This is a genomic window from Pseudoalteromonas sp. SR41-4, assembly GCF_014163985.1.
In the GTDB taxonomy this organism is placed as follows: Bacteria; Pseudomonadota; Gammaproteobacteria; order Enterobacterales; family Alteromonadaceae; genus Pseudoalteromonas; species Pseudoalteromonas rhizosphaerae.
This window is the reverse complement of record NZ_JACJEI010000055.1, coordinates 1-14,631: the sequence shown is the minus strand read 5'-3', so window position 1 is coordinate 14,631 and position 14,631 is coordinate 1. Positions and strand designations below refer to the sequence as shown.

Below are 14,631 nucleotides of genomic sequence, written 5' to 3'. Positions count from 1 at the left end.
ATGGGCGTTTGGCTACTATGCCGTCTGCTGACTTCTGATAAATCACTCTAGCGATTACTCGATAAAGCGCGTCTAAACTAACGCTTGTTTACTGCTATTTCGCTCGCTGTAGGTCGCAGCAACCAGAGCGCCAAGGGTTGATCAACCAGCCCCTAACTGGTAACCTCCAAGCGTTAGCGCGGATGCGTGTTTATCAGATCTCCCCGAATAAGGTGCATCGACTTTCTCTGCACAACTGCATCATTTACGGTGGCCGTTAGATCACATGATTTCGCTATCTTGTGCTAGCTCGTCTTCAGCCTACGCCTCATATGATGTTTTTGTTCATCAGCTCGCAGATTTGCTAACGGCTTCCTCCAGACTATCTCTCGCGATTTAGCCCTTGCCATTCGCTAGTAGTTATCGTTTAATAACAGAATGTTATTTAAACGGTGATCTTCCTACAGAGGACTTTCACCTCATAAGTCAATGCCCATGTCGGGCGTACACAAGTGCAGTCTGTCGGAACGCCTTTCCGCTCCTTCGTCGCTACAAGTCGTCCGCAGCTGCGAGCGTTATGTTCTTCCCAGAATCAAGGTAAATCAATGAAAATAATAGTATCGTTTGTTTTGCTTATTTCTCTGTGTAGTACTTATTCGTATGCTGATAGTAATGAATACTTTAAGGCTGCGGGAAGCCTTAGTAGTAGAAGCAGCCTTATTGGAAAAACAATTGGTGTTTTTGTAAATCGTGCTCCTTCGGACATGTCGATTGAAGAGCAATCCGAGTTTCGGTATTTACTGTCAGTCGGTGAAACGGCTTCGATGTGCGCATTGCTAAATGGCAATATTGTCGGTGCAGCAGGAATGATGGATGAAAATACCCGAAAGAATTATACGAAAATGGTTCGGCTGTCTATTCAGGAATGTAAGAACTTTATCGATTTTAGGAAGAGTGATCTAGAAGTATTGTCAAAAAGTAAAAATGCAAATATTTTGCAGTCTTTAGCTTCTGAACTTTTAGTCCATCTCTTGGCCCTGGAAAAGGAGCTAACATTTGAAACATAATCGGGTAGCCGGAGGTCTCTAACCTCCAGCCCCCACACCACCCATCATGCGGGTCCGCAATGGGCGGTTCACCTCCCGTAATGAATATTGATCCAAATATCTCTCAGTGACACTAAACCTTTTGACGCTAAATAGTCATTGCCTAGCGCAATGTTAATTCCTTTTGTTTTTGAGCTTCGACAAGGCCCCTTGCTGGTGATACCACATGCTATGGCTAGTCTCTCACTGACCCCCAATTTCATTAAACTGCGTACTTTGGTGCGAGGTTTACGCCATTGTCGCCAGTAGCACATTCTTATCCTACGGCGGATCCAATTATCTAAATCCACTGTTAGCTGATAGGCGTTGGCTATTAGGTAGTAGTGTCCCCAGCCGCGTAAATACTGTGTGAGTTTATGAATTTGTAGGGTCATTGAGATCCCCCAGTTGCGGTTAGTGAGTTCCCTGACATTTGCTTTGAATTTCTTTAGCGCCTGTTCGTGGATCTGCACTTGACCGTAACGGAATGTGAACCCGAGAAATTTCGAGCCTGATACAGGACCTACCCGACTTTTCGATTCGTTCACTTTGAGCTTTAATCGCTTAGTGATAAACGCAGTAATTTCCTGTTGGATTATTAGTCCTTCGCTTTTGGTTTTTACTAAAATGATTATGTCATCAGCGTAACGTGCAAACTTAAGTTGTTTGTAGGTTAACTTCCTATCTAATTCATCGAGTAAAATGTTGGAAAGTAAAGGGGATAATGGCCCACCTTGGGGGACTCCTTTGGTTGACTCAAACCATAGACCTGTTTCGCGCTCTGCGATCCCCGCTCGTAAGTATTTACCGAGTAGGCGCATGAGTGCTTTGTCTTTGATTTTACGGCCAACACGATTCATCAGCATGTCATGGTCTACTTCATCAAAGAACTTAGATAAGTCGATATCAACCGCTGTTTTATAACCTTGTTTAACACAAGACTGAACATGGTTCACTGCTTGACTGGCTCTTTTATGAGGGCGATAACCATAACTATGTGGTGAAAATTTAGGCTCAAAGTAAGGGCTGATCACTTGAGCAATGGCTTGTTGGATCACTCTGTCGATAACAGCAGGGATCCCAAGCATTCGCTCACCGCCATCAGGTTTGGGTATCATCACGCGTTTGACTGGCAAGGGTTGATAAGTGCCGTTAAGTAATTGTTGTTTAATACCCAGCCAATGTAACTTAGCGAAGTCATTAAATTCCTCAATACTCATATTATCAATACCCGCAGCCCCTTTATTGCGCTTAACATGTTGCCATGATGCACTAATATTGTGGTTGCTTAGTACCCTTGCCATAAGGTCATGATCTGTTTGGTTATATTCATTCGAGGTATTATTCACAGTCGAACGCTGTTCATCACTATCACAACACGGTGATCTATGTGAATTCAAGTTCATTTGTAGTTTCTCCTCTGGTTAAGATGTTCAGGCCTTCACCGTGTCCCCTCCATTACGATGGGCGTTTGGCTACTATGCCGTCTGCTGACTTCTGACGAATCACTCTAGCGATTACTCGATAAAGCGCGTCTAAACTAACGCTTGTTTACTGCTATTTCGCTCGCTATAGGTTGAGTAAAAAAGGACAGGCACATTTTTTTTGCAAAAATCATAGCATCAACTACTGTTATTACATACAGTATCTGATGAAGTTGATATATTATGACTCGCGCAAGAAAAAAGCTTATTGATTTAGCATCGACATCTTATTATCACTTAATCTCACGATGCGTGAGACGTGCATTCTTGTGTGGTGATGATAAATACACAGGTAAAAACTTTGATCATCGTAGGGAGTGGTTAGTAGAGCGAATTAAGTTATTAAGTAGTGTGTTCGCCATTGAAGTTGCTGCCTACGCGATTATGAGCAATCACTACCACCTTGTTGTGAACGTCAATAGGCGTCAAGCACTTGATTGGTCCGATGATGAAGTAATTAAACGCTGGTATCAGCTTTATAACGGCCACTTTTTAGTCGACCGCCACTTAAAAGGTGAGCAGTTAGATAAGCCAAGTTTGCTCTTTTTTAATGAGATCATCGCTAAATGGCGAGAAAGATTGTATGACATCAGCTGGTATATGAAAAACCTCAATGAGTACATTGCCCGCGAGGCCAATAAAGAAGATAACTGCACGGGTAAGTACTGGGAAGGGCGCTATAAGTCGCAAGCATTATTAGATGAAACCGCAGTGCTCAGTTGCATGGCCTACGTTGATTTGAACCCTATCAGAGCAAACATAGCCGATACGCTTGAAGACAGTGATTTCACCTCAATTCAAGAACGTATAGCGCACTTTAAAGCCTTTACCACAGACACGGTTAAAGCGAATAAGCTTCTCAAACAAAAAGATAATATTCAGCATGAAAGCCAACCAGCACAGTTAAAACCATTTGGCGGCAATCACATTAAACACACGATCCCCTTTGCCTTACTGGATTATATTGAATTAGTCGACTGGAGTGGCCGCCACATAGATCCAAAGAAAAAAGGGCATATCAACAAAACTATGCCAAAAGTGCTCCTGACTTTGAATATAGAAGAGGCACAATGGCTTGAATCAATTCAACGTTTTAGGCAGCAGTACTCAAATTTTGTAGGCAGCAAACAACGGTTAAAGCAGCAAGCCGCCAGTAATGATGTAAAATGGTACAAAGGCACAGGCTGAACAGTTGCATCATTATTAGGTTGTTTTAAAAATACACTATTGAACAAAGTGACGGCCTAGCTTCGCCTAAAATTCTTTCCAAGCACCTCAATTCTAAGCTCTGTAACTAACACTAATAGTGTGCAAAAAATAATGATACGGTTACCTATGACGGGAGAGGTGCTAAATTCTCTGACACAAAATATGTGTCTGTCCTTTTTATTGTTTACTTAAACACCTGCAATCCCTTCCAAAATGCTAATTAAAACAACACCTAGTCCTCTTTTTATATTTTACGTAAAATCGAGGTAACCGATTGAATCAAAATAGGAACTCGGCTATGGTTAATGCATCAATAAAAATAAATTAAAAACGAGTAATTCTACAGGCTCGTTATGTTTACATTCGTAGCTTGATGGCTATGTTGATATCAAAGAGAGAAGTATGAAATTATTATATGTATTTATGTTATTTATCATTACTGGTAATTCACAGGCAGAAGAATTAAAAAAAATCGAAGCGCTTGGTGGAAAAGTGTCAATTCTTGCCCCACAAAACTTTGGGAAAATGCCTTCTGATATTCTAGAAATAAAATACCCGGCATCAAGAAGACCTAGTGAAGTATTAAGTGATAAAACGGGAGGTGTAACATTAGCCTTTAATCACACAAACAACGCAATGCAACCATCACAAGTTAAAGATGCTCACAAATCCATATCCAAAATGTTTCATAGCATGTACCCGTCAGCAACTTGGTTAAGAGATGAGGTAATTGTTCAAAATGGTAAAACCTTTATGGTTATGGAATTAATCACTCCCGCAATAGATACCAAAATCCATAACATTATGTACGGCACTTCTGTTGATGGGCGTTTTTTATTAGCGGCATTTAATACTACCACTGAACAGGCTGACGAGTGGTTACCTATAGGTAAGAGAATAATGACTTCACTGTCTATAAAGTAAACATAACACATATGAGCCTTAACTCTATCAATAGGCACTAGTATTTTATTTGACCGTTTTATTCAGTGACGGTCAATTCTAAACCAATAAACAAATTCGTTTACTTCGTCTGTCGATGTGGCTGTTAAGCAAGTAGCTTATGGCAAATACATATAAGGGTCGCTGCGCAATAATCCTTACGTTATTAGCACAGCATTTACTTATACTCCTTTAAAGCGCAGCGCCTCTTAACCTATTTGTGAATAATTCAATTAAAAGTTTTTTGTACAAAGAGCAGAGAAAGAGAAGTAAATGAGGGTTATTTTAAAGGCTAATATCAGCATGCGTAAAACACGATGCATTAATAAAGGTAAGCCCTTATCACCTCAAATAAGCCACTCAAACACTTTTAAAAACGCCAATTAAAGCAACAGCAAATCCTGTTTTATATTTTATGTGAAAGTCAGTTGTCGATTGAATCAAAATAGGAACTTGGCTATGGTTTATGCATCAATAAAAATAAAAACGAGTAATTTTGCAGGCTCGTTAACCTTACTGAGATTATTTATCAGAATTATGCGAAATTTTTCTAAAATTCATCTACTAACAATACTTGTATTTGGGATATTGTCATTTAAAACACTTGCCCACGACCAACTAGGTGCCTACGAAATAATTAATCTTGCTGATGATTTTTACTCTGTATATCAGTCAAGCAAAAAGTTATCCCCTGAAAAGAGAGCAGAGCGGTTTTCACAATATTTTACCACTCAGTTTGAACCCTTTTATAGTAATAAGAACTTTGTTAAATCCATTGAAAGTTTCAGTGAGATAGAAAAAGTATACTTATTAAAAAGCAATCAGCTATCTAAGGATTTAAATGGCAGCATGGAGTCATTTATTGCTATTTTTGCAGATTTTAAATCTGAAATACCAATATATATACTTCATTCGCTCGGTAGGTTTAATGGTGCAACACGTGATTTGAAGGGTAAGTCTTACTTAATGTTTGGTGTAGATCTAATGGCTAAATACTATAACTGGAATAATGACACCCCATTTTTTCATCATGAGTTATTTCATGTCTATCATGAAAACTTTTTTCAATGTAATGATGAACTCTGGTGCTCGCTTTGGACTGAGGGCTTAGCAACGTATGTGTCACACCAGTTGAATTCGTCCGCGAGTAATGATGAATTGATGCTAAACATACCTGACAGTATGATTAAAAATGTCCGCTCTAGACTGCTTTATTCGCTTACTGATCTTAAGAGAAAGTTTTACTCCAAAAACCCTGAAATATATTCTTCATTCTTCAATTTCAGAAAGGATGAGACAAATTTGCCATATCGCAGAGGTTATTACTTAGGCTATATTTTAGTTAAATAAATAGGCAAAGATTACAGTATAGAAGAGTTGGCTAAAATGGAGAAAAAGACCGTAGAGCTATTATTACTAAAAGAACTTGATTCATTCATTGAATCGGAAGGCTAACAAATAATTAAACTGGGACTTAAAACAGTTTATTTTCTTCGTTCCTCAAAATTCTAACAAACTATTTTAAGCTCGTTAATGTCGATATTGGTGCGTCAGGCTAGGCTTGATCCATCTTACAGAGTGTAAGACCCTGTCGGGTAAGGTTTAACCAACCACCTGTATTGAGTTTTGCGCATTTGGCGGAGTGCGGGATTAGCAATGGCTTTTCAGCTGTGAAGACTGCACCACACGAACAAGATTGGTGAAGCGTACACAGAGAATTATAGGCATAGGGATTATCGTGATTCTGAAGTGCTGGTATCGCTCCGATAAATATTAGATCTGACTGACGAGGTTTGCAACCCCATCGAAGTCCATGCAAAACAGCCGTATTGGTAAGGCTATGGCGAGTCAGCGGGGTTTTAAAGCCGTGGCATGTATAAAGAGATGGTTTGAGATGTTATGGCTCTTTCATTAGGTAAGGAGTCAAGTCTGACTTATCCTGCCAAAATAAATTCATTCCAATCAATTATGCTGAATAATTTTAGCCTTGCTAATTTATCATCAACCTCCATATCTATAAAATCGTAAGGTGGTTTTTTTATGCCAACACGCTACAAAAAAGGAGATAACAATCGTTCGACAAAAAAACAAACCTAGTTATATCGAGCCTGATGAATGTATCCAAGTTAGAGGTGCACGGGTTCACAACTTAAAAAACATTGATGTTGATTTGCCCCGTAATGCCTTGGTGGTTTTTACTGGTATTTCTGGCTCAGGAAAGTCGTCATTGGCCTTTGGCACTTTGTTTGCGGAATCTCAGCGTCGTTACCTAGATTCTGTTTCGCCTTATGCCCGTCGCTTGATTGATCAAGTAGAGGAGCCAGATGTTGATTCAATCGAAGGGTTACCGCCAGCAGTAGCACTGCAACAGCAGCGAGGAACTCCATCGGTGCGCTCCTCTGTCGGTAGCGTTACCACGATTTCTAATGGCTTGCGCATGCTTTATTCCCGTGCAGGGCAATATCCAACAGGTCAAAATATACTTTACGCTGACGCCTTCTCGCCAAATACCCCAGAGGGCGCTTGTGAGCGATGCCATGGTATAGGTCGTGTATTTGAAGTGACAGAGAAGTCGTTGGTACCAGATGACAGCAAGACCATTAGGGAACGCGCTATCGCGGCATGGCCGCCAGCATGGCAAGGGCAAAACTTATTGCGTATTTTGATTGCATTGGGCCATGAAGTTGATATTCCCTGGAAAAAATTGCCACAAAAAACGCGGGATTGGATTTTGTTTACCGATGAAACCCCTGAAGTGCCGGTTTATCGAGACTACAATATTAGCCAAATACGAGAAGCAATTGATAAAGGGGAAAAGCCCAATTACATGGGGACCTATACAAGCGCCAAGCGTTTTATTTTGCAGTCATTTGCTACTACGCAAAGCCCGCGCACCAAAAAGCGGGTGTCGCAGTTTATGCAGATTTCTCAATGCCCCGAATGTCAGGGAAAAAAACTCAAACAAGCGTCACTGTCGGTTAAATTTGCTGGACTTGATATTGGTGAATTGTCGCAATTGACGCTGACTGAGTTGGCGTTGCGGTTAAAGGATACTGCTAATAGCAAGCCCAACGATAACACCGCTAATCGAGAAAAAGCCATCGTCGCACAGCGTATTGCCAGCGATATTCTTACTCGTGTTGAAGCGCTTACTCGACTTGGTTTGGGTTATTTGTCGCTTGAACGTGGTACGCCCACGTTATCTCCGGGCGAACTACAGCGCCTGCGCCTTGCAACGCAGATCCGCTCTCAATTATTTGGTGTCGTTTACGTATTAGACGAACCCTCAGCCGGTCTGCATCCCGCTGATACTCAAGCATTGCTAGGTGCCTTAGATGAATTAATCGCAGCGGGTAATTCAGTATTTGTGGTAGAGCATGATGTTAGCGTTATTCGCCATGCAGATTGGATTGTTGATGTAGGTCCCAATGCTGGAACCCATGGCGGAGAAATTATTTACAGTGGTCCGCTTGAGGGCTTACGCGAGGTAACCGAGTCTCACACTGGTCGATTTGTGTTTAATAAAGATGACAGTGCAGCACATAGGCCAAGACAGCCGAATGCTTGGCTCAAATTAGTTCAGGTTAAGCGAAACAACCTGAAGAATATCGACATTGAGTTTCCGCTAGGGCTTATGACTAGCGTTACCGGTGTATCGGGTTCAGGAAAATCGAGTTTAGTCAGTCAGGCGCTGGTGGAGCTTGTGTCTGATGCCCTTGGTCAGCAAAATACCGTCGAGGCACCCAATGATGAGACTGATTTACTTGAGGAAGAATTAGAAATCGCCACCAGCGGTAAAATTGTTGATGGCATACAGCACATCCGACGTTTAGTGACCGTGGATCAGAAAGCTATTGGCCGCACACCACGCTCAAACCTTGCCACTTACACCGGTTTGTTTGATCATGTACGTAAGCTATTCGCCGCCACACCCAAAGCAAAAGCGAGGCGCTACAACGCAGGGCGTTTTTCGTTTAATGTAGCTAAGGGGCGTTGTTCGAATTGTGAAGGTGTAGGATTTGTGAGTGTCGAATTGTTGTTTTTGCCTAGTGTTTATTCGCCTTGTCAGGTATGCCAAGGGCAGCGTTACAATGACGAAACGCTCGATATTACTTATCGAGATAAAAATATCGCTGAAGTGCTTAATTTAACCGTTGAAACTGCCCGTGAATTTTTTATGGATGAGCCTTTAATAGCGCGCGCTTTGGATGCCTTGTTGCAAGTGGGGCTCGGCTACTTAAGGCTTGGTCAGCCTGCTACCGAATTATCGGGCGGTGAAGCGCAACGGATAAAATTAGCTACTGAGTTGCAACGGGCGCAACGCGGTGACACCTTGTATATTCTCGATGAACCCACTAATGGCCTTCATCCCGCAGATGTTGCTATGTTGATGTTGCAATTAAATGGTCTGGTAGACGCAGGTAACACCGTAATCATGGTTGAACACGATATGCAGGTCGCGAGCCGTAGTGACTGGGTCATTGATATTGGTCCTGGTGCGGGCGATGAAGGTGGGAATATTGTTGCTCAAGGACCACCGGCCAATGTCGCTAAGTCAAAGGCCAGCCAAACAGCACCCTTTTTGTCGCCTTAGCATTAGCCTGACTTTAGGTTATCGACGTTTTTCTTTACTTAAGTTGGTGATTAATTGCGATGTTGCGCTGCCCCGTATACCACCATAAATAGGCATGGTGTTTTCGGGGGGCGCTGGACGCGACAGCAAAGTGGGTATTATCAGTCAAAATACCATGGTTGGGGTTAAAACCTAACCAACCTGTACCAGGTAAAAAACCTCTGCCAAGCGTGCAGTTCATCGAAGGGGTTTCCATATCAAAATAGAAATAGCCGCTGACAAAACGCACGGCAATGCCAAAATGGCGCAGCAGATTAATTTGCATTTAAGACAAGTCAGTACAAGATCCTTTGTTAATTTTAAAGGTTTTATTAGCGGGTAATGGTGGGCTATCTTCGCGATATTCAATACTAAAATCTTGGTGTATCTAGGTGATATAGAGCTTGAACGTCTCACTAAAAATCAGTGATATCTACTCATTTAAAAACGTTGTGTGAGTGATGATATAAAAAGGGATGATTTTTAATCTAAAAGAGCAAGCTTGGTAACACAGTTTTGGTTGCTCAATAAAAGTGGCTGTCTAGTTTGATTTTTTATGTTTTCTAAAAGAGTTGACTGAGACTATAACAACTAAAAGATAACCCACACTTACTATACAAAAAAGCTTCTGTACTAGTACAAAAGCTTTTCTTATTAAGATAAATTGAATCGAACTAAGCTGAAAATTCGATAAAGGTTTATCAAGCAAGCTTTAATCATTATGGGGTGAGCTGGTCACAGACTTCAAATGTGTGCTCAACAACATCATTTGAGTTAGCACGTAAATCTAATTGCCATTCTTCCTTACTATCATAATCTCCTTTTTCGGTGTTTTTTATCCAAGTAACAGGATAATCATCTGTATCAACACGATATAAAAAAGGTGCTAATAGTGAAAACTCACTGGTTTTGCCAATGGTAATTGTTTGAGAGCTATAGACGCGCTGATCTAATTCACCCCCCTCTAACGAGGAATCTAATGCGTTAAATCTAAGCTCAAGCTCAGTAGGGCCACTATATCCTCCACAAGCAGTTATACCAATACGGACATTCTGCTTAATAAATGCTGTTTTTGTTCCTAAGTCAATAATAAAGTGATTGGCAGTTACCTGCTGATCTGTCACAACGTTAGCAGACATAAATGGAGAGCTAAAACCCATAATGCTAAATTTCTTCTCTGCTCCTACGCCTATTACTGTTTGATAATAGCCATTATCATCCGTAGAGAAATATAAACTGTCTGTTATTGCTTCACTTGAAAAGAGAGCGACATTAGCGAGGCCGCGCCTTAAAGAATCAACCAAACGACCGCTAACAGTGCCAAGCCAGCTAACATCATGCATAGAAACAGCAATTAAAATCTGCTTTACAACCGTATTACCTGCATAGTCCGTTACACTAACCGAAGCAGTATAAGTACCAAAGGTTAGTGGCGTAAATGAGGTTATCGCTTCAGTGGTATTCGCTAGAGTTGAATTACTAAGTCTTGGTTTACTCAACAATAAGCAAGACAATAAGCAAGACAATAAGCAAGACAATAAGCAAGACACTCAGCCTAAAATTTGGTCATTGTATTTCCCTGTGTGTACGCCGTACTGTTTTATGCGGTGAAGACCGTTTTACAGGTCAGTCCTACGAGCACCGCAGAGGCTGGGTAGAAGATAAACTACTCAAATTGGCTAAGTAAGGTAGTTGCATTGATGTGTGTGCGTATGCAGTGATGAGTAATCACACGCATTTAGCACTTAAGTTGATGATAAAAAGCAAATAGACTTAATGACAAAGCTATAATTCTACGCTGGCATAAGCTGTGTACAGCTACGTTATTGACGAAAAAGTATTTGCAAGATGTAAAATTGAGTAAAACAGAGCTCACCTTTTTGAATCAAACGATTGAGCAATACCACGAGCGTTTAAGTAGCATTAGCTGGTTTATGCGCTTATTAATTTTAAGTTATTTATATTTTTAAGTGTCTGTTTTTTCAAAATGCGCAATTAGGCGCTCGAGTAACTTTCTAATCGCTATAGATTGATGTTTGCGAGAACGGTATATGGCGTAAATACCTAAGGACGCTGGCTCATAGTTGGGGAGCACATGAACCAGCTTTTTATCATTGATCAACTGTTGTACGGCATGTTTAGGTTGCAAAGAGATACCGCGTCCTTTGAGTGCTGATTGAAGTAAGAGCATTGATTCATTCGCACTGAAGTTGCCGGCGACTGAAGTAACAACCGCGAGTTCTTCTTTGCTGAAATGCCACAAACTTTTTCCAAAATTAGAATAAATTAAGCAATTATGTTTGGCCAAATCATCAGGGTAAACAGGGTAACCAAAACGATTTAGGTAATCTTCGGTGGCGCATAACACTGAGCGGCAACGACCCAGCGGGCGTGCAATGATATTGGGGTCTAAGTCGTTGGTAATACGTATTGCTAGATCGATTCTATCTTCAACTAAATTAGTTACTTGGTTACTGATATGAATATCTATATGTACTTTGGGATACTCATCTAAAAACTGATCAATTACTGCTGGCAATAAATTAGCGGCGACAAATTGAGAGCAAGAAATACGGATCGACCCTTCAGGTTGTGCGACATGATCTTGCTCTAAAGGGATAGACACTTGTTTGGCTAAATCTAATAACGACAGACAATTTACAAAAGCTTTTTCACCTGCGGCGGTGAGCGTGAGTTTACGCGTAGAGCGATGTAATAACTGACTATTCGCCCAACTTTCCATTTCGCTTAAGTACCTAGTTACCATCGAGCGCGACATATCTAACGAATGCGCTGCGCTGACCATACTACCTTGCTCGACAATTCTAACAAAGACTTGAGCTGCGGTGATCCTGTCCATTTTATTTCCTATATGTTCGATATATGCAATTAACTATTGCCTGTTGTGATGTTTATTGCAACATATTTGCAATTTATACTTGTTTCATAAATTTAATACTGCTGACAGGAAAATAAAATGAAGACCTTGCATTTCATTATGGATCCGCAGTGTGGTTGGTGTTATGCCGTCGCACCGCTGATTGATGAGCTCACTCAATTAACAACAATAGATATTAAGCTGTATGGCGGCGGCTTATTTTCAGGGGCTAATAAACGTCAGTTATCAGCTGATTTTCATCAGCAAATAATCGCCATGGATAACAGGATCACGAGTTTAACGGGGCAAGTATTTAGTCCAACTTATTATGAAACGTTATTAGATGATAAGCAGCGAATTTTAGATTCAGATACGCCGATCACGGCGCTATTAGCTGGTGGATCTTTAGGTCTTAATACTGTTGCCATGCTGCATAGAATGCAAGTTGATCAATTTGTACTTGGCCGTTCTCAGTCTGATATAGCTAATTTAGCTAACATAGCCACTCAACTTGGTGCTAGCTCTAGGGCTTTTTTAAATGCGTTTGACCTTTTTAGTGGCGAAAAAACGCAGCAGCAAATAATTAAAGCGCGGCAGATGTTGAATTTAGTTGGCGGTAGTGGGTTTCCAACACTTGCGTTTGAGCACAGCGATGGCGCATTTACTAAATTAGACCACTCGCGTTATTACGGTCAGCCACAGCAGTGGTTAGCTTATGTAAAACAATTAATTAATACGATTGATTAACCAATAATTTTACACGTTTAAAAACACCCAATTTACTCGCTAAATGAGCGACATTTTAGAGGCTACTATGACATTTTTATCTAAATTAATTCAGGCAAGCACGCTTGCTACAATGATGGCAGTATCTGCCAATGCGGTTAGTGCAACACTTGAAACCAGTGTGTTTAATCCACAACAAAAAAGCACGTTCCCAGTTAGTTCGGTGTTGATCAGCGGTCCAACCGAAGCGGTTTTAGTTGATGCGCAATTTCAGCGTAATGACGCACAATCAGTGGTTGAGTTGATTAAAAAATCAGGTAAAAAATTAACCACTATTTACATTAGTCATGGTGATCCTGACTATTATTTTGGCTTAGACGTGATCACCGAGACCTATCCTGATGCTAAGGTATTATCAACTGCTAAAACCCGAGATTATATTAAAGCGTCAATGGCGCCTAAAAAGGCTTATTGGGGGCCAATTCTTAAAGAAAACGCACCGCAAAAACTAGTTTTGCCAGAAGTATTGCAAGGCGACACCTTATTGGTTGATGGTGAAAAAGTGAATATTGTTGGTCTTGACGGTCATGATCCAAAACATACTTTTGTATGGATCCCTTCGACTAAAACTATGTTGGGTGGTGTTGTGGTATTTAACAACATGCATGTTTTTTTAGCAGATACGCAAACACCTGAATCACGTCAAAGTTGGTATAAAACCCTTGATGTTATTAAGCAGCTGCATCCTAAAACTGTGATCTCTGGTCATATGTTAGGTGATAAGCCATTGACTATTGAAGCGGTGCACTTTACTCGCAAATACATTCAAGACTTTGAAGCTGCAGCCAAGTCTTCAGCTAATTCAAGTGAATTGATGAGTAAAATGAAAGCAAGCTATCCAAATATTGGCGGCGATAGCGTATTGGCGTTAAGTGCCAAAGTTATTATGGGCGAGATGCCTTGGGGCTAATTACTACAGCTTAAATTTATTTAGGGCTTTTCAAGCTGCTTGCAGTTTGAAAGGTCTGTTCAACTCTTTGTACAGGCTTCATTTCATGGGGGGAATTCCGCGAGTAATCACGATAGTAATGGCTTTGGCTATGCTTCAAGCATGCAGTACCACTGCCAAAATATCGTCATTAGAACATTACAATAGTTTTAATCTGGAGACTAAATCGATGACCAATCTTGATATTGTAAAAAGTACTTATGAAGGTAAGACCTCAGAAGAAAACGGTAAAAACCTCAAGCGTTATATAACAAACGAAACACAATGGACGGAAGCCGCTGGTTTTCCATATGCCGGAACCTACCAAGGCTTTGATGAAATTGAAAAAAAAGTATTTGTACGGTTAGGCTGTGAATGGAATGGTTATAATTTTGCGGTAGAAGACTATGTTGCTGCTGGCGACAAGGTGTTTGCTTATGGCAGCTATAGCGGAACCAATAAAACCACAGGCAAATTTTTTAAGGCCAGAGTCGCCCATTTATGGATACTCAAAGAGGGTAAGATCATCAGTTTTGAACAATTTGTTGATAGTAAAACCGTTAGCGATGTCATGTAAAAAAGTAGTTTTTTAATAACAACTACAAGTATGTTGTAGGTGCGCTTTTATTTCGTAATCTCGTGCATAAAAAAAGCGTTGCCAATAGGCAACGCTTAAGTTCAACTCTGTAGCACCTAGCACCTAGCACCTAGCACCTAGCACCTAGCAC

12 protein-coding genes and 1 pseudogene are annotated in these 14,631 nt (G+C 40.8%); 9 read left to right on the top strand and 4 right to left on the bottom strand.

Annotated elements, in window-relative coordinates; genetic code table 11:
* The first annotated feature begins 584 nt into the window (after positions 1-584).
* Positions 585-1,046 (top strand): hypothetical protein, encoded by a 462-nt coding sequence (locus tag H5180_RS22810; RefSeq protein ID WP_182759201.1) that lies wholly within the window; start codon positions 585-587, stop codon positions 1,044-1,046.
* Positions 1,047-1,114: 68 nt separating this feature from the next.
* Here H5180_RS22810 and ltrA read toward each other — a convergent pair whose 3' ends face one another.
* Positions 1,115-2,470, bottom strand: a complete 1,356-nt coding sequence (ltrA, locus tag H5180_RS22805) for a group II intron reverse transcriptase/maturase (protein ID WP_259399612.1) — start codon at positions 2,468-2,470, stop codon at positions 1,115-1,117.
* A 261-nt stretch (positions 2,471-2,731) separates the two neighbouring features.
* Between ltrA and H5180_RS22800 the strand changes: the two genes are divergently transcribed.
* The 4 genes from H5180_RS22800 to H5180_RS22785 all read left to right on the top strand — a co-directional run bounded on the left by H5180_RS22800 (position 2,732) and on the right by H5180_RS22785 (position 9,293).
* Positions 2,732-3,736 (top strand): transposase, encoded by a 1,005-nt coding sequence (locus H5180_RS22800; RefSeq protein ID WP_182759200.1) that lies wholly within the window; start codon positions 2,732-2,734, stop codon positions 3,734-3,736.
* 423 nt (positions 3,737-4,159) lie between these two features.
* Entirely contained in the window at positions 4,160-4,681 is a 522-nt protein-coding gene (locus tag H5180_RS22795; protein WP_145241529.1) for a hypothetical protein, read from the top strand.
* A 477-nt stretch (positions 4,682-5,158) separates the two neighbouring features.
* Positions 5,159-6,049: a hypothetical protein gene (locus tag H5180_RS22790; RefSeq protein ID WP_182759199.1), complete on the top strand. Its 891-nt coding sequence runs from the start codon at positions 5,159-5,161 to the stop codon at positions 6,047-6,049.
* A 715-nt stretch (positions 6,050-6,764) separates the two neighbouring features.
* Positions 6,765-9,293: an excinuclease ABC subunit UvrA gene (locus H5180_RS22785; RefSeq protein WP_182759202.1), complete on the top strand. Its 2,529-nt coding sequence runs from the start codon at positions 6,765-6,767 to the stop codon at positions 9,291-9,293.
* Positions 9,294-9,327: 34 nt separating this feature from the next.
* On the opposite strand, the gene H5180_RS22780 is transcribed toward H5180_RS22785, so the two are convergent.
* Positions 9,328-9,597, bottom strand: coding sequence for a transglutaminase family protein (locus H5180_RS22780; RefSeq protein ID WP_145241534.1), 270 nt, complete (start codon positions 9,595-9,597; stop codon positions 9,328-9,330).
* A 433-nt stretch (positions 9,598-10,030) separates the two neighbouring features.
* Entirely contained in the window at positions 10,031-10,810 is a 780-nt protein-coding gene (locus H5180_RS22775) for a hypothetical protein (RefSeq protein ID WP_182759198.1), read from the bottom strand.
* Positions 10,811-10,836: 26 nt separating this feature from the next.
* Here H5180_RS22775 and H5180_RS23710 point away from each other — a divergent pair.
* A pseudogene (locus H5180_RS23710) lies at positions 10,837-11,257 on the top strand (transposase); the annotation flags it as partial.
* A 20-nt stretch (positions 11,258-11,277) separates the two neighbouring features.
* On the opposite strand, the gene H5180_RS22770 reads toward H5180_RS23710, so the two are convergent.
* Complete coding sequence (locus tag H5180_RS22770) at positions 11,278-12,171, bottom strand: LysR family transcriptional regulator (RefSeq protein ID WP_145241538.1); 894 nt, start codon at positions 12,169-12,171, stop codon at positions 11,278-11,280.
* A 117-nt stretch (positions 12,172-12,288) separates the two neighbouring features.
* On the opposite strand from H5180_RS22770, the gene H5180_RS22765 reads away from it, so the two are divergent.
* The 3 genes from H5180_RS22765 to H5180_RS22755 all read left to right on the top strand — a co-directional run bounded on the left by H5180_RS22765 (position 12,289) and on the right by H5180_RS22755 (position 14,480).
* Complete coding sequence (locus tag H5180_RS22765) at positions 12,289-12,936, top strand: DsbA family protein (RefSeq protein ID WP_182731890.1); 648 nt, start codon at positions 12,289-12,291, stop codon at positions 12,934-12,936.
* 67 nt (positions 12,937-13,003) lie between these two features.
* A complete protein-coding gene (locus H5180_RS22760) occupies positions 13,004-13,885 on the top strand; it encodes an MBL fold metallo-hydrolase (RefSeq protein ID WP_182759197.1) in 882 nt (293 codons plus the stop codon).
* 208 nt (positions 13,886-14,093) lie between these two features.
* Entirely contained in the window at positions 14,094-14,480 is a 387-nt protein-coding gene (locus H5180_RS22755) for a nuclear transport factor 2 family protein (protein WP_182759196.1), read from the top strand.
* Positions 14,481-14,631 lie beyond the last annotated feature (151 nt).

Excerpts from the sequence above, each read along its gene's own strand:
- H5180_RS22810 (WP_182759201.1), top strand. The coding sequence starts at position 585 with ATGAAAATAATAGTATCGTTTGTTTTGCTTATTTCTCTGTGTAGTACT.
- ltrA (WP_259399612.1), bottom strand. The coding sequence starts at position 2,470 with ATGAACTTGAATTCACATAGATCACCGTGTTGTGATAGTGATGAACAG.
- H5180_RS22800 (WP_182759200.1), top strand. The coding sequence starts at position 2,732 with ATGACTCGCGCAAGAAAAAAGCTTATTGATTTAGCATCGACATCTTAT.
- H5180_RS22795 (WP_145241529.1), top strand. The coding sequence starts at position 4,160 with ATGAAATTATTATATGTATTTATGTTATTTATCATTACTGGTAATTCA.
- H5180_RS22790 (WP_182759199.1), top strand. The coding sequence starts at position 5,159 with ATGGTTTATGCATCAATAAAAATAAAAACGAGTAATTTTGCAGGCTCG.
- H5180_RS22780 (WP_145241534.1), bottom strand. The coding sequence starts at position 9,597 with ATGCAAATTAATCTGCTGCGCCATTTTGGCATTGCCGTGCGTTTTGTC.
- H5180_RS22770 (WP_145241538.1), bottom strand. The coding sequence starts at position 12,171 with ATGGACAGGATCACCGCAGCTCAAGTCTTTGTTAGAATTGTCGAGCAA.
- H5180_RS22765 (WP_182731890.1), top strand. The coding sequence starts at position 12,289 with ATGAAGACCTTGCATTTCATTATGGATCCGCAGTGTGGTTGGTGTTAT.
- H5180_RS22760 (WP_182759197.1), top strand. The coding sequence starts at position 13,004 with ATGACATTTTTATCTAAATTAATTCAGGCAAGCACGCTTGCTACAATG.
- H5180_RS22755 (WP_182759196.1), top strand. The coding sequence starts at position 14,094 with ATGACCAATCTTGATATTGTAAAAAGTACTTATGAAGGTAAGACCTCA.